The organism is Virgisporangium aurantiacum (assembly GCF_016863635.1).
Taxonomy (GTDB): domain Bacteria; phylum Actinomycetota; class Actinomycetes; order Mycobacteriales; family Micromonosporaceae; genus Virgisporangium; species Virgisporangium aurantiacum.
Genome location: NZ_BOPG01000098.1, coordinates 1 through 23,603, shown reverse-complemented (window position 1 = coordinate 23,603; position 23,603 = coordinate 1). Strand labels below are relative to the sequence as shown.

23 protein-coding genes and 1 pseudogene are annotated in these 23,603 nt (G+C 71.0%); 10 read left to right on the top strand and 14 right to left on the bottom strand.

Annotated features, from left to right (window positions below; genetic code table 11):
- Positions 1-8: 8 nt before the first annotated feature.
- Positions 9-890, bottom strand: coding sequence for an SIS domain-containing protein (locus Vau01_RS55245; protein WP_204010335.1), 882 nt, complete (start codon positions 888-890; stop codon positions 9-11).
- A gap of 73 nt (positions 891-963) precedes the next feature.
- Complete coding sequence (locus Vau01_RS55240; RefSeq protein WP_204010334.1) at positions 964-2,268, bottom strand: alpha-glucosidase/alpha-galactosidase; 1,305 nt, start codon at positions 2,266-2,268, stop codon at positions 964-966.
- 197 nt (positions 2,269-2,465) lie between these two features.
- Between Vau01_RS55240 and Vau01_RS55235 the strand changes: the two genes are divergently transcribed.
- The gene (locus Vau01_RS55235; protein ID WP_204010332.1) at positions 2,466-3,254 is read left to right on the top strand and encodes a DeoR/GlpR family DNA-binding transcription regulator; all 789 of its coding nucleotides are present in this window, start codon (positions 2,466-2,468) and stop codon (positions 3,252-3,254) included.
- Positions 3,255-3,674: 420 nt separating this feature from the next.
- On the opposite strand, the pseudogene Vau01_RS65510 reads toward Vau01_RS55235, so the two are convergent.
- The 5 genes and pseudogenes from Vau01_RS65510 to Vau01_RS64155 form a co-directional block, all read right to left on the bottom strand.
- Positions 3,675-4,007 (bottom strand): annotated as a pseudogene (locus Vau01_RS65510) (DDE-type integrase/transposase/recombinase); the annotation flags it as partial.
- Positions 3,988-4,239 (bottom strand): IS3 family transposase, encoded by a 252-nt coding sequence (locus tag Vau01_RS55225; protein WP_204010329.1) that lies wholly within the window; start codon positions 4,237-4,239, stop codon positions 3,988-3,990. The pseudogene Vau01_RS65510 and the gene Vau01_RS55225, both read right to left, overlap by 20 nt.
- A gap of 51 nt (positions 4,240-4,290) precedes the next feature.
- Positions 4,291-4,767, bottom strand: coding sequence for a hypothetical protein (locus Vau01_RS55220; protein ID WP_204010326.1), 477 nt, complete (start codon positions 4,765-4,767; stop codon positions 4,291-4,293).
- Positions 4,768-5,116: 349 nt separating this feature from the next.
- A complete protein-coding gene (locus Vau01_RS55215) occupies positions 5,117-5,824 on the bottom strand; it encodes a VOC family protein (RefSeq protein ID WP_204010323.1) in 708 nt (235 codons plus the stop codon).
- 618 nt (positions 5,825-6,442) lie between these two features.
- A complete protein-coding gene (locus tag Vau01_RS64155) occupies positions 6,443-6,652 on the bottom strand; it encodes an integrase core domain-containing protein (protein WP_239152790.1) in 210 nt (69 codons plus the stop codon).
- Positions 6,653-7,203: 551 nt separating this feature from the next.
- Here Vau01_RS64155 and Vau01_RS55205 point away from each other — a divergent pair.
- The 3 genes from Vau01_RS55205 to Vau01_RS55195 all read left to right on the top strand — a co-directional run bounded on the left by Vau01_RS55205 (position 7,204) and on the right by Vau01_RS55195 (position 9,832).
- Complete coding sequence (locus Vau01_RS55205; protein ID WP_204010321.1) at positions 7,204-7,485, top strand: VOC family protein; 282 nt, start codon at positions 7,204-7,206, stop codon at positions 7,483-7,485.
- A gap of 135 nt (positions 7,486-7,620) precedes the next feature.
- Positions 7,621-8,343 carry a hypothetical protein gene (locus Vau01_RS55200; protein ID WP_204010317.1) on the top strand — a complete coding sequence of 241 codons (723 nt, stop codon included), beginning with the start codon at positions 7,621-7,623 and terminating at the stop codon, positions 8,341-8,343.
- Between the two features lie 19 nt (positions 8,344-8,362).
- On the top strand, positions 8,363-9,832 hold the full coding sequence (locus tag Vau01_RS55195; RefSeq protein WP_204010314.1) for a WD40 repeat domain-containing protein: 1,470 nt from the start codon (positions 8,363-8,365) through the stop codon (positions 9,830-9,832).
- A 5-nt stretch (positions 9,833-9,837) separates the two neighbouring features.
- Here Vau01_RS55195 and Vau01_RS55190 read toward each other — a convergent pair whose 3' ends face one another.
- Positions 9,838-10,368, bottom strand: coding sequence for a hypothetical protein (locus Vau01_RS55190; RefSeq protein WP_204010310.1), 531 nt, complete (start codon positions 10,366-10,368; stop codon positions 9,838-9,840).
- Between the two features lie 65 nt (positions 10,369-10,433).
- Between Vau01_RS55190 and Vau01_RS55185 the strand changes: the two genes are divergently transcribed.
- From Vau01_RS55185 to Vau01_RS55175, 3 genes are all read left to right on the top strand, one after another.
- The gene (locus Vau01_RS55185; protein ID WP_204010307.1) at positions 10,434-11,960 is read left to right on the top strand and encodes a hypothetical protein; all 1,527 of its coding nucleotides are present in this window, start codon (positions 10,434-10,436) and stop codon (positions 11,958-11,960) included.
- Positions 11,961-12,035: 75 nt separating this feature from the next.
- Positions 12,036-14,705, top strand: coding sequence for an ATP-binding protein (locus Vau01_RS55180; RefSeq protein ID WP_204010295.1), 2,670 nt, complete (start codon positions 12,036-12,038; stop codon positions 14,703-14,705).
- A complete protein-coding gene (locus Vau01_RS55175) occupies positions 14,683-15,336 on the top strand; it encodes a hypothetical protein (protein ID WP_204010292.1) in 654 nt (217 codons plus the stop codon). The genes Vau01_RS55180 and Vau01_RS55175 overlap by 23 nt, the downstream gene beginning before the upstream one ends.
- On the opposite strand, the gene Vau01_RS55170 is transcribed toward Vau01_RS55175, so the two are convergent.
- The 5 genes from Vau01_RS55170 to Vau01_RS55150 form a co-directional block, all read right to left on the bottom strand.
- Positions 15,331-16,230: a protein kinase gene (locus tag Vau01_RS55170; protein WP_204010289.1), complete on the bottom strand. Its 900-nt coding sequence runs from the start codon at positions 16,228-16,230 to the stop codon at positions 15,331-15,333. The genes Vau01_RS55175 and Vau01_RS55170 overlap by 6 nt on opposite strands.
- Complete coding sequence (locus Vau01_RS55165) at positions 16,230-17,150, bottom strand: protein phosphatase 2C domain-containing protein (protein WP_204010286.1); 921 nt, start codon at positions 17,148-17,150, stop codon at positions 16,230-16,232. Before Vau01_RS55165 ends, Vau01_RS55170 begins: the two co-directional genes overlap by 1 nt.
- Positions 17,137-17,865 (bottom strand): vWA domain-containing protein, encoded by a 729-nt coding sequence (locus Vau01_RS55160; RefSeq protein ID WP_204010283.1) that lies wholly within the window; start codon positions 17,863-17,865, stop codon positions 17,137-17,139. The genes Vau01_RS55165 and Vau01_RS55160 overlap by 14 nt, the downstream gene beginning before the upstream one ends.
- 430 nt (positions 17,866-18,295) lie before the next feature.
- Positions 18,296-18,463, bottom strand: coding sequence for a hypothetical protein (locus Vau01_RS55155; protein WP_204010279.1), 168 nt, complete (start codon positions 18,461-18,463; stop codon positions 18,296-18,298).
- Positions 18,464-18,470: 7 nt separating this feature from the next.
- The gene (locus Vau01_RS55150) at positions 18,471-19,103 is read right to left on the bottom strand and encodes a hypothetical protein (RefSeq protein WP_204010276.1); all 633 of its coding nucleotides are present in this window, start codon (positions 19,101-19,103) and stop codon (positions 18,471-18,473) included.
- A 385-nt stretch (positions 19,104-19,488) separates the two neighbouring features.
- Between Vau01_RS55150 and Vau01_RS55145 the strand changes: the two genes are divergently transcribed.
- From Vau01_RS55145 to Vau01_RS55135, 3 genes are all read left to right on the top strand, one after another.
- Entirely contained in the window at positions 19,489-19,983 is a 495-nt protein-coding gene (locus Vau01_RS55145) for a hypothetical protein (RefSeq protein WP_204010274.1), read from the top strand.
- A gap of 887 nt (positions 19,984-20,870) precedes the next feature.
- Positions 20,871-21,947 (top strand): hypothetical protein, encoded by a 1,077-nt coding sequence (locus Vau01_RS55140; protein ID WP_204010271.1) that lies wholly within the window; start codon positions 20,871-20,873, stop codon positions 21,945-21,947.
- Positions 21,941-22,399, top strand: coding sequence for a helix-turn-helix transcriptional regulator (locus tag Vau01_RS55135; protein ID WP_204010268.1), 459 nt, complete (start codon positions 21,941-21,943; stop codon positions 22,397-22,399). The genes Vau01_RS55140 and Vau01_RS55135 overlap by 7 nt, the downstream gene beginning before the upstream one ends.
- Position 22,400: 1 nt before the next feature.
- On the opposite strand, the gene Vau01_RS55130 is transcribed toward Vau01_RS55135, so the two are convergent.
- Positions 22,401-23,411, bottom strand: coding sequence for a GDSL-type esterase/lipase family protein (locus Vau01_RS55130; protein WP_204010265.1), 1,011 nt, complete (start codon positions 23,409-23,411; stop codon positions 22,401-22,403).
- Positions 23,412-23,603 lie beyond the last annotated feature (192 nt).

Here is a 23,603-nt window from a genome sequence, read left to right as displayed (position 1 = left end):
GGATGGGGTCAGGCGAGTACCACGGAGCGGGTCAGCAGCCGTGGACGGTCGGGGTCGAGGCCGCGGTGGGCGGCGAGGGCGACGGCGAAGCGCTGGGCCAGGACGAGTTGGGCGAGCGGATCGCGCTCGTCGTGGTAGGAGACGGCGCCGGCCTCGCGGGCCAGTGCGTCGAGGGAACCGGATCCGTTCGGTCCGAACGTCCACACCAGGCTGCCGGGGTGCGCGACGGCGACCGGGCCGTGCCGGAAGTCCATCGCCGGGTAGGACTCCGACCACGCCTGTGCGGCCTCGCGGACCTTGAGCGCCGCCTCGTGGGCGAGCCCGACGGTCCAGCCGGAGCCGAGGAACACCAGGTGGTCGACGGTCGCCGGGTCCACCGGCAGCGGAGCGGCGAGCGCGGCCGCGCCGTCGGCGACCAGCCCGTCGAGTCGTTCGCCGAGCGCTGCCCGGGTCAGGGCGAGCACGGCGGTCGGGAACCTTGTCTGCACGACGCTGCGTTCGTCGGCGAAGTCGAGGACCAGGCCGGCGTCGATCAGGTCTTCGACCGGCTGGCCGGGTGTCGCGGTGACCGCTACCCGGGTGGTGCCCGCCGGTGCGCGCCGCAACGCGTCGAGGACCTCGGTGGAGGTGCCCGACCGGGTGATCGCGACGATCCGGTCGTAGGCGCGGACCGGAACGTATTCGGAGGCGCACACCGCATCGGTCTCGCCGAAGCCCGCGTGTTCGCGCAGCGTCGCGATCGCCTGGGCCACGAACCAGGAGGTGCCGCAGCCCAGCACCAGCATCCGCTCACCGGGGGCGGCGAGCGGCGCGTGCGCCGCGTCGGCCAGATCCAGGGCCCGCTGCCACACCTCCGGCTGGCTGGCGATTTCTCGCGAGGTGTCGCTCATGCTCGCCGATTATGCTCGTTTGTGTTCACTTAACAAGACGGAGCGGCAAAGTGAACAGTTCACGTTGAGCGATTCAGCCCAGCCGTTGCCGCAGCGGTTCGGGCAGCAGGTCGCCGTGCGCGGCCGTCAGGTCGTCGACCAGCGCCCAGATCGCGTCGACGGTCAGGCTCGCCGCCGTGTTCGGGTCGACCATCGCCGCCTGCCGGACCAACCGGGGATCGCCGGTGAGCGCCGCGCGCACCGTCAGCTCGCCGACGCTCACGAAGCCGCGGTTGACCGCGGCGCACTGCGGCGGCAGCGGGCCGACGCGTTCGGGCCGCACCCCGAGCCGGTCGACGACGCACGGCACCTCGACCGCGTACCCGTCCGGCAGGTTGTCGATCAGGCCGTGGTTCGCGACCGTGGCGTGGATGCGCCGCTGGGTGCCCGTGACCATGCTGTGGATGACCTGCGGTGCGTACTCGGTGGCATCGCGGTGCAGGTCGAGGGGCTCGCCTTTTTCGATCACCGCGCGGGTGGACGCGTACTCGGCCAGGTTCTCCGCGCTGATGCGCAGGTAGTCGCCGACGGGGATGCGCAGCCGTTCCACCTCGCTGTCGTGGTGCAGGTACCACGGCACGTACTCGGCCGAGTGCTCGCTCGTCTCGGTCGGAAAGAAGCCCAGCCTTTGGTACATGTCCATGCGCACCCGGCGGCGCAGCTGTTCGTCGGTGGCCAGCCGCTCGTCGAGCCGGGGATACAGGTTCTCGCCGTGGTGCTCCCAGCGCAGCAGCCACGACTGGTGGTTGACGCCGGCCGCGCTGTAGTCGACCTCCGCGAACGGAATGTCGAGGAGTTCGCACAGGTCGTGCACCGTCCAGTAGACCGAGTGGCACAGGCCCACGGCGTTCAGCTCCGGGGCGACGGCGTGCAGGTAGGCCAGGTTCATCGCCATCGGGTTGGTGTAGTTGAGCAGCCACGCGTCCGGGCACACCGCCCGCATGTCCGCCGCGATGCCGGTGAGCACCGGGAACGTCCGCAACGCCCGGAAGATGCCCCCGACGCCGATCGTGTCGGCGATGGTCTGCCGCAGGCCGTACTTCGTCGGGATCGCGAAGTCGCGCTCGGTCGCGGCGTGCATGCCCACCTGGATGGCGTTGATGACGAAGTTCGCACCGTCGAGGGCCGCCCGGCGGTCCAGGTTCGTGGTGACGGTGGGCGTGGCGCCCAGTTGCTCCGCCGTGCGCCGGGCGATCGCCTCGGCCGTGGCCAACCGTTCCGGATCGATGTCGTGCAGCGAGAGCGTGACGTTGCGCAGGTCCGGGAAGGAGAGGATGTCGGCGAGCAGTTCGCGGGTGAACACCACGCTGCCGGCGCCGAGGAAGGCGATCACGGTCATGCCGGGTCTCCACTCCGTGGCGACCCGCCCTGACCGGGCGGGCTCTGTTTGATGATGGCCTCGCACAAGTGCTCGGCCATGCCGGATTGTGCGCCGGCACTCCACAATCGCGCAATAGTCTGTGGATGTACGCACGGAAACGGACTATGTTGGCTGCGCGTTTCGTCTCCCCGCCGTCGTCGAAGAGAGCCCGCCGCATGTCGAACACCTCGCTCCGCCGCGCCGACCGCGTCTCCGCCATCCTCGACCGGGTGGCGAGCTCCGGCTCGGTCGACGCCGGTCACCTGGCCGACGAGTTCAACGTCTCCGCCGCGACGATCCGGCGCGACCTGCAAGTGCTCGAGGACCAGAAGCTGCTCTCCCGCACGCACGGCGGGGCGGTCGCCGTCGACGTGGCGTACGAACTGCCGCTGCGATACCGGATCGGGCAGCAGCGCGACGAGAAGGCACTCGTCGCCGAGCGGGCGACTACGCTGCTCCCCCACGGTCCGCTCACGCTCGGGCTCACCGGCGGCACCACCACGCACATGCTGGCCCGGCTGCTGGCCGAACGGGTCGACCTGACCGTCGTCACCAACGCGCTCAACGTCGCCGCGGAACTGGCGCTCCGGCCCCGGATCAAGCTCATCATGACCGGCGGGGTGTCCCGCACCCGGTCCTACGAACTGGTCGGCCCGATCGCCGACCAGACCCTCGCCGGGCTGAACATGGAGGTGGCCGTCGTCGGCGTCGACGGGATCAGCGCCCGCAGCGGACTCACCACTCACGACGAGATCGAGGCGCACACCAACGCCTCGATGATCCGACGGGCCGACCGGGTGATCGTCGTCGCCGACGGGTCGAAGGTCGGCCGCACCTGCCTCGCCCGCATCTGCGCGGTCACCGACGTCGCGGTGTTCGTCACCGACCACAGCGCCGACCCGGCCGGCGTCGAAGCGATCCGGCGCGCCGGCACCGAGGTGATCGTGGCTGAGCGCCGCTCGTGAGAAGGGCGCCATCACGGACTCCCGACCCGCATGCCCACTGATAGAGCCCGAGGGGCCGTGGCCCGTCGGGCGATCTGACTTCCCGTTCTTTCGGTGGGGCCGCTGCAGTTCGGTTTCGAGATGGGCACAGGGGTGCGAACATTCATGCCGACCTCGTTGCCCAGCCGTCGTTCTCGTCGGCGCAGGCGTGCCGGCGGGTATCGGTGCCGGGCTCGGTTTCGGCCTGAGCCGCGCCCTGATGCCGCTGGTCCGATCGTGGCACGACGATCCGCGCCACTGGGACCGGCCGCCGGGGTGGTCCGGCCCGGTCATCCCGCAGAGCGGCCCCCGCGACGGCCAGCGGGGTCGGACGGGGCGCGGCGTCCGTTGCCGCTGCCGCCGATGCCCCTGGTCGCGGTGGACTTCCCAGCGGTCGGAGTGGAACACCGCCCCGGGCCGGACGTGGCCGTGGACAACGGCCATCTCCAGGGCGTCGACGACCAGGCTGGTGCGCATGTGGTCGACCAGTTGCCAGCCGACGACCATGCGGGTGGCCAGATCGATCACGGTCGCCAGGTAGAGCCAACCTTCGCCGGTTTTGAGGTTAAGTGATGTCGCCGACCAGGCGGATGCGCGGCACGGCGGCGGTGAAGTCCCGACCCGATCAGGTCCGGGCTCGTCACCGGCGCCTCGCCCGGCACTGTGGTGCGCCGGTATGCGCGTGGCTGACAGGCTTTCAGGCCGAGTTCGCGCATCAGTCGGCGACGAGTCCAACGCTGCACCGGTGTCCTTCGCGGTTGAGTTGCGCAGCGACCCGGCGGCAGCCGTAGGCGCCGCGACCGGCGGCGAACACCCGCGCCACGTGGACGGCCAGTTCGCGCCGGCGCTCCTGCGTCGCTGTCTCGGTGGCGGCCTGGGCGCGCCAGGCGTAGAACGACGACCGCGGCACGGCCAGCAGCCGACACATCCACACGATCGGGTAGTTCGCCTTCTCCGCTTCGATCACCGCGCAGCGCTCGGCTACGGGTACGTCCTGGCGAAGAAGGCAGCGGCTTTTTCAGGAACTCGTTCTCCAACCGGCGACGCTTCTCAGGCATAGATCAGATCCTCTCAGGCAGAACATCCTGCCCAAGATCCTTGGTACACCTCGGCCGGCCTGGGTGGGGGTGGTTTGACAGGTGGCGCTGGCGGTGGTGGTCCACGCTTCGGTGAGTTGGCGCAGGCGGTCGTAGGCGAAGCACTGGTTGGAGACCAGGTTCCCCCCGCCGTCGTCTTCCCGGATGGCGGTGACGTTGCCGGCAGGGTCGTAGCTGTAGTTCTCCGGGATCTGCGGTACGAACGTGCCCGGCGTGGTCTGGCTTTCCAGGGAGACCCGGTTCTCGGCGAGCCGCCCGGTGGCCGGATCCATGCGGGTGCGTAGCTGGACCCGTTTGGTGCCGGCCCCGAGGGTGAGGGTGTCGACCCGGCCGAGGGTGTCGTACGCGGTGGCGGAGATGTAGGCGGCCTCGCGCTGGCACTTGACTTGGCAGCACAATGCCGATGGCTCGGTCGCCCTTCTGGTGGCCTGGGACTGGTCAGGCCTTGGCGGGCTGCCGCCAGACCGGTCCGGCATGATCGTCCGTGCCCGATCACGAGCCGTAGCACTAACAGCGACGAGCCACACAGGTGGGTCGTGCGCGCCTGCGACAGATCCGCACACTTGGCCTCCCACTTGGCCGCGCGCAAGGCTCGCGCCGGTGATCGGCCTCTCCCGGCAGCAGTGCGCGTACCCCGACGTCCGGGCGGACTCAACTTCGCGACCGAACTCGCGAAGTTGATGGAGGATTTCGCAGCGGTCGTTCAACGGGCCGCCTACCAGTCGGAGATCAACCGCGCGGGGCGGTTCACTCCTTCTTCGCGGCGGACACGTCGACGCACACGATTCCCTTGTTGCCGTCCTGGTCAGCGATCACGGTGAGCGCCGGCGCATTGCTGTCATCGACGACGGTCCCACCCGCGGCCACGGCGGCGGCGACCCGTTGCCCGGCCACCTCGGGCGCCACGTAGACCTCGACGTGGAACCGCTGACGCGGAGTCTCGTGCTCCTCGGCATCCCCGAACCACAGGTTCGGTACCCGTCCCGTGGCGTCCCGGATTTCGTCGCTGGGGGACCCGCGGCCCTGGGACTCGGCGCTCCCGGTCAGCAGGGCGGCCCACACCGGGGCGATGGTCGCGGAGCGCGCCGTGTCGAGGCCGAGCTCGATCTCGCTGACCGCGCCCGGGTCGGCGTCGACCTTGAGGTCGGCGGCGATCTCGGTGATCCGTCGCGCGAGGTCGACGTCCTGCTGGGTCACCCATTCGACGACGTGTTCTGTGCCCTCGCCGTCGCGGTAGACGGCGTCGTCGCTGACCAACTCGAAGTCGACGTACCCCTTGCCCATCGACACGCGCGGGTGGTGGCCGAGTGCGTCGCCCGCCTCGGCCACCGCGGCGACGAACCGCGCGCCGGCGCTGAAGTCGTCGACCAGGTAACGGGCATGCAGTCCCTGGGCCAGCTTGCGCCAGTCGGTCAGGTTCGCCTCGGCGATCCGGTCGCCGTTCAGCATGTCCATGGACCGGGACCTTATCGTGATCCGAACCCGGCGTCAGACCGTCTGCGGTGACCTGCTGACAGGTGCCCCACACGAGGAAGTTCTGGACCCACAGCCGCCGCTGGTCGCTGCGCTCGGAACTGATCAGCGGCGCGCGCACCAACGGCGGCAGATGTGCGTGCCGGCCGGCCGATATCGGAAGAGTCGGCCCGCTCCGCCCCCTTTCCGGCGCCCCCCGTTGGCGAGCCGCGGGTACCGCCACAGGGCCGACCGCGGCCCACAGCGGTCGAGGGTCCGGGCCGGCACGGTGGCACGGACCACCACGTCCGGACCCGACCCGCCCGTCACCGCTCCCGACCGCCGACGGACCACACCGGACGGAACCCCCGCTCGAACAGACGAGCAACCTACGAGCAATCCAGGTCCACAATGGACAGACAAGCGACCCGTTTACGCAGGTCAGATGGGTGCGCCGCCAGGGACTCGAACCCCGAACCCGCCGACTAAGAAATCCGGCCGTACCCTGTGGGTTGCCAAACCTGTTTCGCCTGGTGGTGACACCCGTTCAGGCAGCTCGGTGGTTTTCGTTGAAGGCGCCGCCGAGGACACGTCGTCGCCGGACGGCAGCGTCGAGCGGGATCAACGCGGTAGGGTCGTGCTCGGGCGGATACTGGTCCAGGCTTGGTGCGGCCGGTGCCGGTTGAGGTGCGCGATGTACTCGTTGATGACCTTCCGTGCGTGGGCCTCGTTGTAGATCAGCATCCGGTCGGTGCACTCGCGGCGGACGGTCCCGACGAACCGTTTGATGTAGCAGTTCGCCTGCGGCGTCCGGGGCGGGATCTTGACCACCTCGATGCCCTCGTCCGCGAGGACGGCGTCGAACGCGGCGGTCGGTGACGCCGAGCAGGTGCACCCGTCGTGTCCCGACCTCTATCGCCACGATCACGTAGATTCGGCGCAGCAGCACGGTGTCCGCGTGAAAGAAGTCGGCTGCCAGCAGCCCTTCCGCCTCGGTACGCAGGAAGGTCCGCCACCGGGTGTCCGCGTCGCGTGGGGCCGGCCCGACCCGGACGCCGGCCAGGATGCGTCGATGGTGCCGGCACCGACCCGGTGGCCGAGGCCGACCAGCTCGCCCAGGATTCTCCGGTGCCCCACGACGGATTTCTCCGCCGCCAGCCACAGGACCAGATCGCGGACCTCGCCGCTGACCGCTGGTCGACCGGTCCGCTTCGGATAGGTCCAATGCCGTTGCACCAGCTGGCGATGCGACGCCCGCAACGTCGCCCGGGTCACGATCCGATGGACTCACAACCGCCGCGGCAGCACCGGGCCAACGCTGACTGCACCGCCCGTTCCGGCCGAACAGATGCACCGTCGCTCGATACAGCAACCGCACGAACATGAACCCGATCATCACCCAGCAGGCCATCGGCCCAGCTCACACACCGTGCGACGAGTTTGGCACGGCACACGCATCGATCGGTTCCCGCACGTTCCACCGCCAGCAGGTTTCCGAGCCGAAGGTCGGGAAGAACCGCATGCACGTCGACCTGCGCCTGCGCGACCGTTCCTACCTCGACGAGCTTTTCCGGCTGTGTGCCACGCCGATCTCCGAATACGACGGCGGTCGGGTCCTGGCCGATCCCGAGGGCAGCGAGTTCTGCGTCGCGGAACCTGATTAGCACCGTCAATGTTCGAAAGACGTTAGATCCTTCCGCCGAGGCTCTTCATCGGTGGACCCTGCTAGTACCGTGGACGACGATCGTGTGGCCGGACCCCAGGAATCGGGGCTGATAGTGGAGTATCGGTACGATCGCATGCCGGGCGATCGCGTCCGCACGCCCGCCGACTGGCCGGCCGGGGTCGACGGCGAGGTTGCGTCGCACCCGCCCGGTGCGTTGCCCGCGGAAGCGGGTCCCGTCGATCAGAACTGGGAAACCCTGCGCCCGAGCTTGCGGGAACGGCTGTCGGGTGCGCTCGGCACCATCCTGATGTGGTGGCGCGACGACAACGATCCGTTCCTCACCGGTGTGTCGGCGTTCGGTGAACGCGGAATGTGCCGGGCCGAGCCGGCCACCCGCGACGGCGTCGCCGGGCACCGGCTCGACCTGCGGCTCTGGGCGCCGGGTTCGGTGAAGAGCCAGGAGTTCCGCGGTCCGGGTCCGGCGCCCGACCGCACCGCGGGTGACCGGATGCCGCGCGACCGCGCCGTGGGCGGCGACCGGGTGCCGCACGACCGCACCGGGCCCGGCAGGACCCCGAGCCTCACGCTTCCGCCCGAGGTCAGCGCGCTGCTGGGTCATATGCCGGCGAAGGCCCAGCGGTACCTGCAGGTCCCGTTGCTCGCCGGGGGCGGCGAGGCCAACGGAATGCGCTGGTACCAGATCTGGAACAGCCCCGACGAGGCGATGGACGCCTGGCTCTGGTTGCGGGCGGGCCGGGCGGTGACGTTCGCGCACGGGCGGCGCGAGCGTCGGGGCGGCGGATCGGGCGGCACCGCCCACTGGGAGTTGCGCTGCTGGCGGGCCACCTGTACCTGACCGGGCACGGAGGTGAACGATGCGGTCGTCTTGTGATGGCTGCGGCACCGCGTACCTACGAGACGTCCACTTCTGCATCGTGTGCGGCGCGAGCCCGGGCCGCGTCGGCAACACCGTCGTACCGATCACCTCGCAGCCACCGGCGCCGAGCACCACGACGCAACAGCGGCAAACCACCGGAGCGGCCCGGCGAACCACGACGTCCACCCGCACATGGATCGACCTTCCCGCGGTGCTGCGGTGGCGCACCGTCGCGCGTTTGCTGTCCGTCGGATTCATGGTCTGCCTGGTCGGTGCCGTCGGCACCGGTGTGGTGGCGGGCCTGTGGTGGATCATCGCCGGCGACGAGCCCGCGGCGGCGGAGTACATCGAACTCAACGACCGTACGGTGCACGCGCTGAGATTTTCGCCCGACGGAACCACACTCTTCGTCGACACCGACGACCCCGATGCGCCGAGGTCGACCTGGGACCTTGGCGCCCGGCCGTGGAAAGATCTCGACACCGCGCCCGCGAAGGACAAGGCGATCGCCGTTGCCGTCTCGTCCGACGGCAGGCGTTCGGCCATCGGAATGAAGGAGACGAAGCGGGCCCGGAAATTCCTGGGGTTCACGTGGGACAACAGGTACACCGACGGCGTGGTCCGGGTGCGCGATTCGGCCACCGGGGACATCGTGTGGGAAACGAAGGTGCGTGAACTCGACCTGTTCGACGACGAGCGTTACGGCGAAGCTGAGGAACTGGCGTTCTCACCGGACGGGTCGCTGCTCGCCGGTGGATACAACGGCGGGCCGACGGTGATGTGGGACGCGATCACCGGTGGCGTCCTGACCCAACTGGCCGGCAGCAGGGGCCGCTTTTCGCCCGACGGAAAACTGTTCGCGCTCCTCGGCGGCGGGATCAAACTGTGGGACACCGCCAAACGCCAGCTCAGAACGACCCTGCAGGTGCCACCGGACCCCAAGGGTGATGCCAGCGGCAGCAACGGCCTGGTCGCACTGGAGTTCTCGCCCGACGGCCGTTGGCTCGCGACGAGCCAGGTCGGCGGAACGGTGCGGGTCTGGAACGTCGCGACCGGCACGGTCGTGGCCGGCATGAACATCGATTACGGCTACATCCGTCATCTGGCCTTCTCCCCGGACGGACGTCTGATCGCCGCGAGGCAGGACCTCAGCGAAACGGTGTGGGTCTGGGACACCGCGACCGGTGCGCAACGGGCCGCGCTGCCCGGCCACTACGACTTGGGGGGCGCGCTGATGTTCTCGCCCGACGGCCTGCTGCTCGCGGAGGGCGCGGACGACGGCACGGTGTGGTTGTGGGACACCGCCAACTGGCAGAAGAAACGCGTTCTGGAACATCGCGAGAGGACCGTGTTCTGGACGAAGGACATGACTGTGGCCACCATGGCCTTCTCCCCCGACGGAAAAAGGTTCGCGGTCGCGAGCAACGAGAAAGACGACGGCCGGGTGGCGTTGTGGGAGCTGTCGTGACCGGGTCAGGCCCACTGCCAGGTGGCGAGCATGGTGTCGAGGTGCGGCCGGTACCCGTCGGCCGCGTCGGCGGGGGTCCGGAACTCGCCGTGCAGAGTGTGGTTCAGGCCCCACTCGGCCACGAGGCGGTGGGTCCGCTGGGCGTTTGCGGTGTCGGCCTCGATCACGACCGCTCTCACGCCGCCCAGCCGGATCCACCGCAGCGACCGGGGCGGGCCGCCGTAGACCTGACGGCAATATCCGGCGAGATCGGTCAGGTACGGCTCAAGGGATCCGTCGCCGCGCCAGAGCAGCACCCCCGCCTCACCACTGGTACGGGGGGCCGACGCCTGCCCCAGCGGTACGCGCGCGCCGGCCTGGCCGGTGTCGTCGACGATCTCGGCGTCGACCTCGGTGTGCTGTTGCCAGGGCCACGGCATTCCGAACCGCAACCGGCCGGGCAGCTCGAACCAGGTGTCCGGAGGAAGCACGGCCCGCACGGACCGGAACCGGGCCGCCCGCGCCATCGACATGACGGCATCGATCAATACGCCCACCGTCGCCTCCCGCCTTGTCTGGCTGTCCAGGGTAGGGCACCCGCGCAGGGAAGGGAGGTGGTCGTGTGCCCGCGGCACCGTTGACGGCGGCGTGGCAACCGGTTGATCCCGGTCCCGCACCGCGGAGCCCTCTGCTCGACTCGCCGCCGGTGATCGCGAGCGGGCAGTTGCCGGCGGCGCACCGCCGGTGGCGGGCAGCCGTCGAGGCCGACGAACGCAGGCTGGCCGCGGCCCACGCGCAGCGTCCGGTCTGGTTCCCGGTTCCGCTCGGCGGCGCCGGAGTGCTGCCGATGTTCGGCGGGACCCCGGCCGCCTGGGCGACGGTGATCCCGACGCTGGCCACGTCGGCCGTCGCGGCGGGGTACGCGCGGATCCGGGTGGTGAACCTGAGTCCGCGCGATCTGTTCAGCGGTCTGCGCGACCGGGCCCGCTCGTCCGGCGGGTTCACGTTGCGCTGCGACACGGTCGCCGGTTCCGGGTCGTCGGTCGACCTGTTCAGCCTGCTGTCGGCCGACCAGTTGGCCGTGCTGATCGTCGACGCGTACCGCACGTCGTCCGGTCGGGTGGGTGCCGTCGACGCCACCCGGGCGGTGGAGGACGTCCTCGACGTGCTGCGCGTCCTGTCGGGTCCGGCGACGCTGGCCCGGTTGCACGCCGCCATCGGCGTGGCGCTGGGCAACCGTGCCCAGGCCGCCGACGGGCTGTCGGCGCGGGAACGGCGGGCATTGAGCGACTACCACGCCGACGTGGTCGCGGCGCGGCAGCCGGTCGCCGACCGGCTCGCCGACCGCCAACGCGACATCAGCGGTCTGATGCGCTTCCGGCGGTCGGCCGCCGTGGTCGCGGAACGCAGCGGCCACGGCACCCGCACGGTGCGCACCTTCGAGGTGGGCGCCGGCCGCGCCGCGCCCGACGTCGAGATCGGGCGCGCGCTGCTGGCGACGTCGATCGCGCGCGGCTTCGACGAGGCCGTCGCCGGTGACGACCTGCTGTTGGTGGCCGGGGCCGACCGGCTGGCGCCGGAGATCCTCGACCGGCTGATCGCTACCGGTCTCCGGCCGGGCAAGCGACTGGTCCTGTTGTGCGAGACCATCGGCGACGGCCTGCAGCGGCTGCTGGGCCATGCCGGCTCGACGGTCTCCGTGTTCCTGCGGCTGCCCAACGCCGCCGACGCCCGGCTGGCCGCCGAACACCTCGGCCGGGAGTTCACCTTCGTGGTCAACGGCGTGTCGATCGCCGAAGGGAAGACGACCACCTGGTCCGACACGCTGAGCCAGACGTCCGGCCTGACCCAGACCCGCGGCGCCAACTGGTCGACCGCCCTGCTGTTCTTCGCGCGTGACTTCGGCCGCTCCGTCTCGACATCGTTCACGACGGGCAGCGGCATCACCACGAGCCATGGCGGCTCGGCCCAGACCACCCGGACCACCAGCCTCGGGCGGGTGCACGAGTACATCGTCCAACCCGAGATGTTCCAACGGCTTGAGGAGACCTGCATGGTGATCGTCGATCACCGCACCGCGACGTTGGCCAGTTGCGACGCCCGCATCCCGGGATCGTCGCTCACGTCGACCCTGCCGTTGGCACCATGACCGAGCACTTGTGCGAGGGAATCATCAAGCAGAGCCCTCCCGGTCAGGGCGGGTCACCACGAAGTGGGAGCCGGCATGACCGTTCCGGACGGCAGCCGGTATCTCAGCCACCGGCTGGTCGAGGTACCCCGACCCGCGTCCGACGCGTCGGCCCGCCCGGCCGCCACCGGCCGGTTGCGGATGCTGCCGCCGTTGGCCATGGCGCACGCGGCCGGCACCACGGTCGCGTGCTGCTGGATCCGGACCCGGCCGAACGGTCCGGCCGCGGTGCTCGCCGGTGGCACGCGGCCCGATCCCACCGGCGACGGTTTCTGTTTCCCGGCCGGGGCCCGCACGGTCGAACTGCGGCCCGGTCAGGCCGACCGTGCCCTGGGAAAGCTGCCGCACTGGCGGCCGGTGTGGCTGCTGGTCGATGCACTCACCGACCGGCCGCCGTCCGACGCCACCGACCCGGACGGGCCGCTGCTCGAAGACCTCTTCGCGTACCTGCCGGAGATGCCGATGGCCGTCCTCGCCGTCGGCACACCGATCGGCGCCGGGGAGGTCGCCGCCCACCTCGACCGGTTGTCCGACATCGTCGACGCGTTGGAACCACGGCGCACCGGGCGGGGTACCGAGCGCCTGCGGCTGGCCGAGGCCGAGGCCGAACTGCGGTACCTGCGGCGCTGGGCCGCTCAGGGCCACTGGCGGATCCGGCTCTTCACCGGCGCGCGCACGGCGGCCGGTTGCGACGCGATCGCCGGCCTGCTCGCCGGTGGTGCCGACCTCGCCGACGGCGTCCTCCGGGTCCGCCCCCGTGGCAGCTCCGGCCTCGGTGGCCGGAACGGTGGCCGGGACGGTGGCCGGGACGGGGGCCGGGAGGTCATCGCCGGCGCCGACGCGCTGGCCGCGGTGGCCCGCGCACCGCTGCGGGAGCTACCGGGCGTGCGCGTCACCGAACCGCCCCGGTTCGACGTGACGCCCGAGACGGCGCCGGGGGGCCCGGTGCCGGGTCTGTTACTCGGCACGGTGCTCGACGCCACCCGCGGGCCCGGCCTGCCGTTCGAGGTGACGGCCGACAGCGTCAACCGCCACACGTTCGTCACCGGCGCCACCGGCGCCGGCAAGTCGCAGACCGTCCGGACGCTCCTCGAACAACTCGCGGCGGCCGGCGTGCCCTGGCTGGTGGTCGAGCCGGCGAAGGCCGAGTACCGGGCCATGGCGGCGCGGCTGGGCGGCGGGGTGATCCGGATCCGTCCCGGCGACGCGGACGCGGTTCCGGCCGGCATCAACCCGCTCGCGCCGGTCGCGGGGTTCAACCTGTCGACCCACCTCGATCTGGTGCGCGCGCTGTTCGTGGCGGCGTTCCAGGCCAGCGACCCGTTCCCGCAGGTGCTGTCGGCGGCGTTGACCCGCTGCTATGAAGACCTCGGCTGGGACCTCGCGCTCGGCGAGCCCGCCGATCCGGCGCTGTCGCCCCGGTACCCGACCCTCGCCGACCTGCAACGCACGGCCGAACTGGTCGTCGGCGAGGTCGGCTACGGCCGCGAGGTCACCGACAACGTGCGCGGGTTCATCCGGGTGCGGCTGGGTGCTCTGCGGCTCGGCACGACCGGGCGGTTCTTCCAGGACGGGCACCCCGTCGACGTCGCCGAACTGCTGAAACGGCACGTGGTGCTCGAGATCGAAGACGTGGGCGACGACCAGGACAAGGCGTTCCTGATGGGCACCGTCGTGCTGGCCCTGACCGAGCATCTGCGCACGTCGGCCCGCGACGCCCGCGGCCTGCGCCACGTCACGGTGATCGAGGAGGCGCACCGGTTGCTGCGCCCCGGTGTTGGCGCCGCCGAGCACGCGGTCGAAATGTTCGCGGCGATGCTGGCCGAGGTACGCGCGTACGGCGAGGGCATTGTCATTGCCGAGCAGATCCCGGCGAAGCTGATCCCCGACGTCATCAAGAACACCGCGATCAAGATCGTCCACCGCCTTCCGGCCCGTGACGACCGTGACGCCGTCGGCGCCACCATGAACCTCACCGACGACCAGTCCGCTTTCCTGGTCACCCTCGCCCCGGGCGAGGCGGCGGCGTTCGCCGACGGCATGGACGCACCGGTCCTGGTGCGGGTCGCCGACGGCACCGACCGCGAAACCGTCGCGGCCACCACGGCGTCGCCCGCGGCGATCGTCACCACGCGCAGCGCCGCATGCGGGCCGGCCTGCCACGGCGAGCCCTGCACGCTGCGTCAGATGCGCATGGCGCAACGGTTCCCCGAGGCGCTGCCCGCGCTGACCCTGTGGGCCGAACTTGCGGTCGTCGGTCACCTGACGGGGTGGCCGTTGCCGGTACCCACGCTCGACCTGTACACCGCGCTGCGGGCACCGGCGGAGCGGCTGCGCGACTGCGCGATCGGCCACGCCGTCGACGCGGCCGTCGCCGTCCGCTCGACGGCGATCAGCCGCGAGGTGAGCCCGGGCGCCCTGGCCGCGCACGTCTCGACGGCCATGCGTGACCTGTTGGGCGGACGCTGGCCGTGCGAGCGGCGCGAGCCGCGGTGGCTGGCGCGGCCCCGGCACCGGCGGCTGCTGTTCGGCGACGCACGCCCGTCCGCGCTGGAAACGGTCGTGGGCGCCGACGCGGACGGTCCGGCCTGGACGACGGCACTCGGCACCGGCCTGGCGACCTTCCGCAAATGCCGCTGGCCGCTGGCCGAACTGAGCGAGAAGCGATGGGGAGGAACCGACGATGGCGATCGACGACGGCGATGACGACGACCTCACGGGCGGAGGAGCAGCCGATACCGGCGGTACCAGCGACACCGGCGAAGCGACCGACGTCGGTGGCGAAACGGGCGACGATTCCGGCAGCGGCGTCGGGGAGGACGACTCCGCGACCGCCGACCTCGATCCGGACGTCGAACACGACAGCGCCCGCGATGAGGCCGCGGCCTTGCAGGCCGAGGCGGCAAACGACCCCGACCGGCCCGCTCCCGACGACGACGTCGACCCGGAAACCGGTGACCCCGCCGGGTATCCGGACGAGAAGAAGGGCGCCGCGACCGAGGAGGTCGGGTCCGACCATCCCGCGGTCGCGGTCGCCAATTTGGAAGGGCAGGTGGACGCGGCCCGGGCACAACAGGTTCAGGTCGCCGATACAACGATCGACATTGGTCAGGTGGACGCCCACAATGCGGAAACCATCGAGGGAGAGCCGGTCAAGCCCGTCCCGGAACAGCCGAGGCCGGACGCGGTGGATGCCCTCGGGTCGGTCGCGGTCGCGGCAGGTGGCGCGGCCACGGTCGCCAAGCACTGGTGGGACAACAGGGGGTCGAAGGGCGAAGGCGCCGACGAACCGCCCGCCGATGAACCGGACGACGACCAGCCGCAGGGCAGGTCATGAGAGGCGGCGGAGCAGTTCCGTCGGCTCCATTCCGGCGAGGTCGGCGAAGTAGTTGCGCCACTGGACGGCGGCGGGGCGTTGCCGGGGGTCGGCCGACAGGGCCGCCCGCAGCAGTTCCCGGCCCTTGCCGATCGTCAGCAACGGGTCGGCGCGGCGCGGGTCCCGTGAGGTGGAGGCCTGGGCGCCGGGATTGAGCACCCGCAGCACCGCCAGGCCGAGCTTGAAAAGGTCGGTCGCCTCGGTGAGCACTCCCCCGCCTTCCGGCGGTTCCCAGTCCGGGGCGTTGAGCTGACGCGTCACAGCCGCGCTGCCCCTGAACCGCACGGCGTCACAGTCGACGAGCATCACGGTGGCCCGCGTGGCCTTACGGAACAGGACGTTCTTGGCGTTGATGTCGCCGAAGACGACGCCGTGCCGGTGCAGGAAGGCCAACGCGTCGGCGAGGTCGCGGCAGATCGCGTACCGGTGCTTCAGCGGCACCAGCGGCATCCCGACCCGCTCGGCCAACGACGGTGCGACGAACAGGTTCTGCACCTCCCGCGGATCGCGGCTGGACGCGCCGGAACCCGGCAGGCGCCGGGACTGGAAGAACTCCGCGGGAATCACCGGCAGCACTACGCCGCAGTTCCGGTCGCCGTCGCGGACCGCGCGCACCGGCCACACCGCGATCGAGTCGAGCTTGGCGCGGTTGGTGGCCGTCAGACCCGTCCGCTTGCTCACGATGGCTTTCATGCCGACCGGCGGTGCGTGCCCCGGCCGGTACTCCTTGTACGCCAACTCCCGGCGGTCGTCGGGCAGGCGCAGGTCCGGCAGGCGATACACCACGGCCTGGCCGCCCGCGCCGAGCTTGTCGCCGATCCGGCCGAGATCGGCCCGGCTGAGTTCGACGTCCATCAGGGCACCCACACCACCACCGCGGTCCGGTCGTCGTCGTAGCTGCGCCGGGCGAAGTCGACCTGGGCCGCGAACTCCAGCGCGGACGGCGGCCGGGCCCACATCGTGGCCAGGAAACGGCCGACCTCGCCGGTGCCGTCGCCCAGTGGGTCACCGATTCCGTCGGTCACCAGGACCAGCGCCGTGCCCGGCGTCAGCGTCTCGGCCTTGGCTGCTGTCGGAGCGACCACCGTGAGCGGCAACGCCAAGGTCGCCGACGACGCGACGCCGTCCTCGTCGGCCTTCTGACCCGTGACCGCCCGCCACGGCGACTCCTGACCGGGCCCGAGGATCCACGCGCCGGTGTCGCCCACCGCGAGACAGTGCACCGACCGCGCGTCGGATTCGGACGGGCGGAGCGCGACGACCGCGAACAACGCGGTGGCCGACATGTGCTCGGCCACCTCCCGATCGCTGAGTTCGGCCTCCGCCACGATCACGGCCCGGCCCCGCGCCAGGATCCAGGAGGCGAGGTCGCGCAGCAGGCGGTCCCAGTCGACCTGATCCGCCCCGCGCTCGGCCAGCAGTCGGCACCCCACGTCGGTGACGATCTCGGCCGCCATGTGCGAGTAGGCCCCGGCCGAGACGCCGTCCGCCACGGCCACCACGAGCCAGTGGCCGTCCGCAGTGGCGCGGAACGCGTATGCGTCCTGCCGGGGTTTGCCGTAGTAGCGATGGCTGAGGCCGCGGATGCTCGCGGCCCGCACCTGCGCGACGGGTTCCCCGGCGTCGTTATGGAAGGTGACGCCGTCGACCACGATGTCGCGCTGCTCCGGAAAATCGACGGCGGGCCGCGCCACGACCCGTTGCGCCGCCGCGCCCTCCTCCCCCACGACGTAGGGAACGGAGCACCCGCGCCATACCGGATCAGACGAAGTCATCGTCGTCGGCGGTGTATCCGTGGATGCCCTTCGGTACCAGGTCGTCGGCCGGCAACAGGAGCCCGGAGCCGCCCTCGGCCAGGCTCATCCCCGATGCCAGCACGCTGGAGATCATCACCTCGGCCATGGCCCGGATGGCCTGCGACGGGTCGTTCCCCTCGTCCATCATGAACATCTTCATCCGCTTGTTCCCCGACTTCGGATGGATCAACTCGGTCAGGGTGTGGGGATCGGCGTCCGCGACGCCGAACGGGATGATGTTGGGGTACGTGGGGAAGCCGGACCTGGTGGCGGGGTCGTACGCGGTCAGGTTGCGGAACTCGTCGTGCCATTCGTCGGTGGGCAGCCCGTCGGTCAGAAAGAACACCGCCGGCCGGTGGACGCTGTAGTTGTCGGCCTTCAGCTGCCTGACGTTGGTGGCGATCTCGGTACGCAGCAACCGCAACGGCGCGGCGAACGAGGTTCCGGCCCGGGTTTCCAATCGGGGCAGGCTCGGCTGTGTCAGCAGATCACACAGCGGAACCCGCACCTGTGCCTCGTCGGAGAAGTCGAGCAGCGCGAACCGGATCTTGTCAGTGAGAATGGGATTCTGCGCCAGTGTGTCGATCATCCGGGGCGCGATTTCGTTCACCGCCGCGATGTTCGCCCCCGCCATCGACGCGGACACGTCGACGACCAGGTAGAACGGCAACAGCTTCGCGCGTTCCTCCGCCACGGAACCTCCCACGCAATCGACAGGATCCCATACTCTCGTGGCCCCGCCGGTGACTCAAGCTTCTACCGCACGGTCATTCCGCCGGCGATGGCTATCGCGGCGCCGGTGATGAACGCGGCTTCGTCGCTGAGCAGATAGGCGACCGGCCTGCGATCTCCGCCGGGTCGGCGACGCGGCCGGTCGGGTTCGGGGCATGCAGTCCCGCGCCGGCACCTCGGCCGACACGCCTGACAGCCGCGGCATGTCCCACGGCGGTCATCGGCTGATACCTGGCAACCACCCACCGCACGCGGCCACGGGTCACGCCGTGAATGAAGTTGTTGACATAGGCGGTCCACGTGGCGCCGTGGGCCACCAACAGCTCGGTCGTCCACGGCGCCTCCAAGGGCTCCAGCGACTCGACGCATGCCGGCCACGCCGCCAGGTCACCTCACTCGGTCAGATCGGCACCGAGGCCCAGGCGCCATGCGATCAACCGGTCACAGACCACCTCGAACGGCGCCCCGACGAACCCCATCGACCACGCCAACGGTGCAAGCCACCCGCCCGGCACGGCCGGACCGACGGCTTCACCGTCCGACACCACATCCGACTCCACGCAAAGATCATGACGTACGTGACTCGACCCGCAGCCGGGTGCAGGAACCGCACCCGAACACGCCACCGTCCAGCATTCCCGGGAGCCTCTTCGCAACCACCACCATCCCCGTATGTCCGTCGATCCGCCCGCTCGACGCCAGCCCGAACTCGTCCGTGTGCGGTAGCGCAGACACGATCCGTGGATCGTCTCCGTACTCAGCAGGTCGGATCAGCTCCGCCGGCGACCAACGACGCGAAAGATCCACGCGAGTGATCCGCTTCAGCACGTCCCAGCCATCGCGACCGGCCTCGGTCGAGACCGGCTGCCGCCCGCCGGCAGGTACGGCGAAACGGACGTACTCCTCGGCCCGGATCGTCGCCACCACATAGCGTTCCCCTCCCGCGTTACGGATCGCGTCGAGGTGGTGGCGCCCCAGCCCGTTCTCACCCAAGAAGCGTTCGACGTCGTCCAGCCACAGCACGCACCTGCCGGCACCGACGACCAGCTGCACCGCTGCCGGGACACCGGCACGGACCAGCGGCTCAACCAGCCGGAGGCGACCGTAGCGCCGCCTTACCGTCTCGCTGGCCAGCCGGCTCTTGCCAGCCGTCGACTCACCCACGATCAGCACGCATCGGTCCGAAAGCGGCGTCTTCACGACCTCAGGCCCGACGTCACGGTCGATGGCTCCGGCCTCTGCATGTCCGAGTCCTGCAACACCGCCGAGCCGCGCGCCGTCAGCAGCCCGACCGCCGCCACGACGACCGCCGCCGACCACGCCTGTATCCAAACCGCAATCCCAGCCAGTGCACAAGCCGCGGCAAGGACGGACCATCCGGTCCAGCGCAACCTTTCCGCAAATCCGTCCCCACCTGGACGACATCAACGACTCTCGCAGAACGCGGCCAGGTCCGGTACGAGGGGCGCAACGACACACGCACGCCATTCCCGCTGTGGTGGACCGAGAGGCTGCGGCCCGTCGGGCGATCTTACTTAGTCGTTCGTCCGGGTTCCCATCCCTGGCTCGGTGGACGATGTGCCGCATGGGCTCGTCTACGGAGCCGGCCGCCGCCCGTCCTGAGCAGCTGATCGGGGCGCTGGTCCCGCCTGCGACACGGCGTTCCGCGCCGCCGGTTCCACTGTCGGTGCCGGCGCTGCCAGGGCTGAGTTTGCCCGCCGATGCCGGATCTAACCTGTTTCTGATCGACGTGGCGCGTCTGGACGCGTCCGGGCGGTTCTGCTCACACTCGCTGCTGGCAGCACTGGCGTGGCCGCCGGGGCATCGCGTCGAGGTGCGCGTGGGAGTCGACGCTGTCGTGTTCGGTTCTTCTGCGGCGGGCCGGCAAGCGGTGGGCAGCCGTGGCGAGCTGACACTGCCGGTGTCGGCGCGGATGCTGGCGGGCCTCGACGCGCAGGCGCGGGTGGCGCTGTTCGCGGTGCCCAGGGAGGGCCTGCTGATCGTGCACCCGCCAGCGCTCATCGCTCACCTACTGGCCGAGCACTACGATCGGCAGCCGGAGATCCGCGACGATGGCTGAGCCGCAGCGGGTCGCGCAGGCACGCACGGTGCTGGCGCAGTTGGGCGTGACCGTCGCCGACCTGCAAACCGCCTAGGCGGGCGGCGTCGCCATGCCCACGGTCGCGGAGTACCTGCCGACGGTGATCGCGGCGGTCGGCCCCGGCGCCGCGCGCACCTACGGCAACTACTGGGCCCGGATGGCGGCGCGGTGGGGCGAACGCCGCCTGGACACCATCTCCGCCACCGACATCGCCGCGCTGCAACACGACGCTATCGCCCGAGCGGTGCCGCGACGCAACGGCCGCGGCGGCCGCCACTCAGGCGAGCACATGATCGCCGCCGCCCGGGCGTTCTTCGCCCGGGCGATCGCCGATGGGCTGATCACCCCGTCGGCCAGCCCCACACCAGATCACCAAACCGCGCCGGCTGCCCAGTTCGCGCCGCGCATTGACACCTGCGACCACGCGGAGCGTGTGTCGGTCGGCGCGCGGATCCACCCGCTCGCGCCGCTCGACGTCGGGTCGGCCGTGGCGCTCCTGCGGGACCGGTTCCCCGACCTGTCACCGGCGGTGCGCACGCGGATCCTGGCCGACGCCTGCGGCAACCCGCTGGCGCTACGGGAACTGCCGGCCGCGCTCACCGAGGCCCAGCGGTCGGGAACCGCTCCGTTGCCCGCGACGCTCCCGCTGAGCCGGCGGCTGCGGGTCACATTCGGCTCCCCCGTGGCCGGGCTCCCGACGCCGGTCCGCGACGTGCTGCTCCTGCTGGCGCTCGACGGCGACGGTGACCTGACGGCCCTTCCCGGACCGCCCGTGACCGACGCGGTCCGGCAGGCCCGTGACGCCGGCCTGCTGGACCTGAACCCCCGGCGGCGCGCACCCCGTGTTCCGGCACCCCCTGATCCGCGTGGCGGTCGTGGAACAGTCCGGCGCCGGCGACCGGCGGCGTGCTCACGAAACGCTGGCGCGCCGGCCCGGCCAGGATCCCGACCGCGTCGCCTGGCACCTGGCGCACGCGGCGATCGGACCGGACGCGCGCGTCGCCGGTCTGCTGGAGGGGTCGGCCGACCGGGCGCGGGTTCGGGGTGACGTCGCCGGCGCCGTCGACGCGCTGCTGCGCGCGTCCACCCTCAGCCCGGACGGCCGCGACCGCCGCGCCGGCATGACCGCCTACCTCGGCGCCGACGCGACCGGACGCCTCACCGACGTGCCGCGACTGCTCGGCGATCTCCGCGCGGCCCCGGCCCCGACCACAGACGCGGAGGCGGCGAACCTCCCGACGGCGCTGGCCACGGCGCTGGCCACGGGGCACCATCTGCTGCTCAGCGGCAACGGCGACGCCGGCTCCGTCCACCGCCTGCTGATGGACGCCGTGGAAACGGCGCTGCACCGGCCCGACATCCCGGACGGCGTCCTGCTGGAGTGCTTCTACTCGCTCGCCTGGACCAGCTTCTTCGGAGGCAGCGGCGACCTGTGGGAACCGCTCGCACGGGCGGTCGCGCATTCGGGCCGCGTGGTGCCGGAGTCGTTGTCGCTGCTGATGACCTGCCTCGCCGATCCTGCGGGCACCGCGCTGCCGGCCGGGCGCCCGGTCCTGCGCCGGCTCGACGACGCCGTCGGCCGGCTCGACACGGTGACCGACCCGGTCGAGGTGGTCCGGATCGGCACCGCTGCCATGTACGTCGGCCGCGTCGAGGGGTGCGTTCCGGCCCTCCGCCGACTGGTGGACGCCGGCCCGCCGGCGCTGGCCATCCACGCGATGAACGTCCTGAGCGGCCACCGCTACGAAACCGGCGAATGGGACGGGGCCGGTCGCCTCGCCGCGGACGGCCTGGAACTCAGTGACAGGCTCGGCTACCGTCTGCTCGCCCAGCTGTTCCGGCACCGGCAAGGCATGCTCGCGGCCACGCGCGGCGACAACGACCGCGCGGAGGAACTCGCCGTGCGCGCGTCCCCGCGATCTCGCGGCGACTGGCGATGGTGACGCACGGCGCGGCGGCGATGGCCGCGGACGACGACCGGTTCGGCCGCGCGACCACCTCGCCCGAAGCCGAGGCCTGGCCCTTCGACCTCGCCCGCATCCGGCTCGCCTACGGCGAACACCTCCGGCGGGTCAAGGCGACCCGGGCGGCGCGCGAGCATCTCACCGCTGCCGCCCGGACCTTCACCCACCTCGGTGCGGCGCCATGGGCCGACCGCGCCAACAGCGAACTCCGCGCGTCGGGTATGCCGGGCGCCCGGCTCACCGCACCGGACCCCCGCCTGTCACCCCAGCAGTACGAGATCGCCCGGCTCGCCGCCGCCGGCCTGACCAACAAGGAGATCGGGCTACGGCTGCAGATCTCGCCGCGCACCGTCGGGACGCACCTCTACCAGATCTTTCCCAAGCTCGGCATCACGGCCCGCGCCGCCCTCCGCGACGCCCTGCGGTCCTGACCTACGCCGCCGTGCAGGATCGGACCTGTGGTCGGGTGAAGTTGCCGTTGGCGAGGGTGGTGATGCCGAAGACGTTGCCGTTGCCGTTGGGTCTGAGGGTTACCAGTCGTGTGGTGGCGTCGAAGGTGTAGGTGCTGTTCCACGTCGAGGACACGGTCTGGGGTGAGGTGAGGGCGAGGACGACGGTCCAGGTGTTGGTGCCGGTGACGGTGACCTCGGTGTTGAACCGGTCCGACCATCGGGTGCCGTCGCGCACCGTCGCGGTACAACTGCCACCCGGCGACGAGGGTGGCGACGACGGTGGGGTGCCGCCGGTCAGGCTGGCTGGGACCGACAGCAGGGCGTTGTACCAGACGGCGGCCATCTTGTTGTAGCCGTTCGCGTTCGGATGTACGCCGTCAGCGAGGTCGGCTGTGGTCAGGGCGCTGAACATGTCGACGAGGTGCACGTGCCGGCCGGCGTTCACCTTGCTCGTCACGATGCCGGGGATGGCCGCGTTGAACGTGCGCACGGCGCTGTCGGCACCCGACAGGGGAATGATGGTGGCGACGAAGACTTCGGCGTTGGGCGCCGCCGCGGTGATGTGGTCGATGAGTGTGGAAAGGCGGGCGGGTGCGCCGGCCGCGTTGCCGAACATGTCGTTGGTGCCGATGTGCAGCAGTACCGTCCGCGGCGTCGAGGTACGCATCCAGGTGGCGATGTTGGCGTCGATCTGGTCGATCCGCCAGCCGGAGTGGCCTTCGTGGTCGTGGTCGCCGAGGGTGCCGGGTCCGTTGAACTGCGATCCGACGAAGTCGACGGTGTAGCCGCCGGCAACCAGTCGCTGCCAGAGGTTGATGCGGTAGCCGCCGGGCACGGTGAGTCCGTCGGTGATGGAGTCACCGAGGGGCATGACCCGGACCCCGCCGTTCGATTCGGCCTGGGCTGTACCGACCGCCATGCCGACGGCGGCCATGCCGACCGCGATGATCAAGGCTGCTCCGGCGCGGGCGAATAGATGCAACCGTCTCATGAGTTCCCTCCTTGCCTTGCGGCTCCGCCGGTTCCGGTGCGGCGGGCCGAGAACTCGCCTGGCCCGCCGCACCGGATTTCGTGCTTGGTCTCAGCTCGCCGTGCAGGATCGGACCTGTGGTCGGGTGAAGTTGCCGTTGGCGAGGGTGGTGATGCCGAAGACGTTGCCGTTGCCGTTGGGTCTGAGGGTTAC

Coding starts and splice junctions, on each gene's coding strand:
- Vau01_RS55135 (WP_204010268.1), top strand. CDS start 21,941: ATGGTGACGCACGGCGCGGCGGCGATGGCCGCGGACGACGACCGGTTC.
- Vau01_RS55180 (WP_204010295.1), top strand. CDS start 12,036: ATGACCGTTCCGGACGGCAGCCGGTATCTCAGCCACCGGCTGGTCGAG.
- Vau01_RS55195 (WP_204010314.1), top strand. CDS start 8,363: ATGCGGTCGTCTTGTGATGGCTGCGGCACCGCGTACCTACGAGACGTC.
- Vau01_RS55170 (WP_204010289.1), bottom strand. CDS start 16,230: ATGGACGTCGAACTCAGCCGGGCCGATCTCGGCCGGATCGGCGACAAG.
- Vau01_RS55215 (WP_204010323.1), bottom strand. CDS start 5,824: ATGGACATGCTGAACGGCGACCGGATCGCCGAGGCGAACCTGACCGAC.
- Vau01_RS55145 (WP_204010274.1), top strand. CDS start 19,489: ATGGGCTCGTCTACGGAGCCGGCCGCCGCCCGTCCTGAGCAGCTGATC.
- Vau01_RS55245 (WP_204010335.1), bottom strand. CDS start 890: ATGAGCGACACCTCGCGAGAAATCGCCAGCCAGCCGGAGGTGTGGCAG.
- Vau01_RS55165 (WP_204010286.1), bottom strand. CDS start 17,150: ATGACTTCGTCTGATCCGGTATGGCGCGGGTGCTCCGTTCCCTACGTC.
- Vau01_RS55175 (WP_204010292.1), top strand. CDS start 14,683: ATGGCGATCGACGACGGCGATGACGACGACCTCACGGGCGGAGGAGCA.
- Vau01_RS55205 (WP_204010321.1), top strand. CDS start 7,204: ATGAACCCGATCATCACCCAGCAGGCCATCGGCCCAGCTCACACACCG.
- Vau01_RS55240 (WP_204010334.1), bottom strand. CDS start 2,268: ATGACCGTGATCGCCTTCCTCGGCGCCGGCAGCGTGGTGTTCACCCGC.
- Vau01_RS55130 (WP_204010265.1), bottom strand. CDS start 23,411: ATGAGACGGTTGCATCTATTCGCCCGCGCCGGAGCAGCCTTGATCATC.
- Vau01_RS55235 (WP_204010332.1), top strand. CDS start 2,466: ATGTCGAACACCTCGCTCCGCCGCGCCGACCGCGTCTCCGCCATCCTC.
- Vau01_RS55200 (WP_204010317.1), top strand. CDS start 7,621: ATGCCGGGCGATCGCGTCCGCACGCCCGCCGACTGGCCGGCCGGGGTC.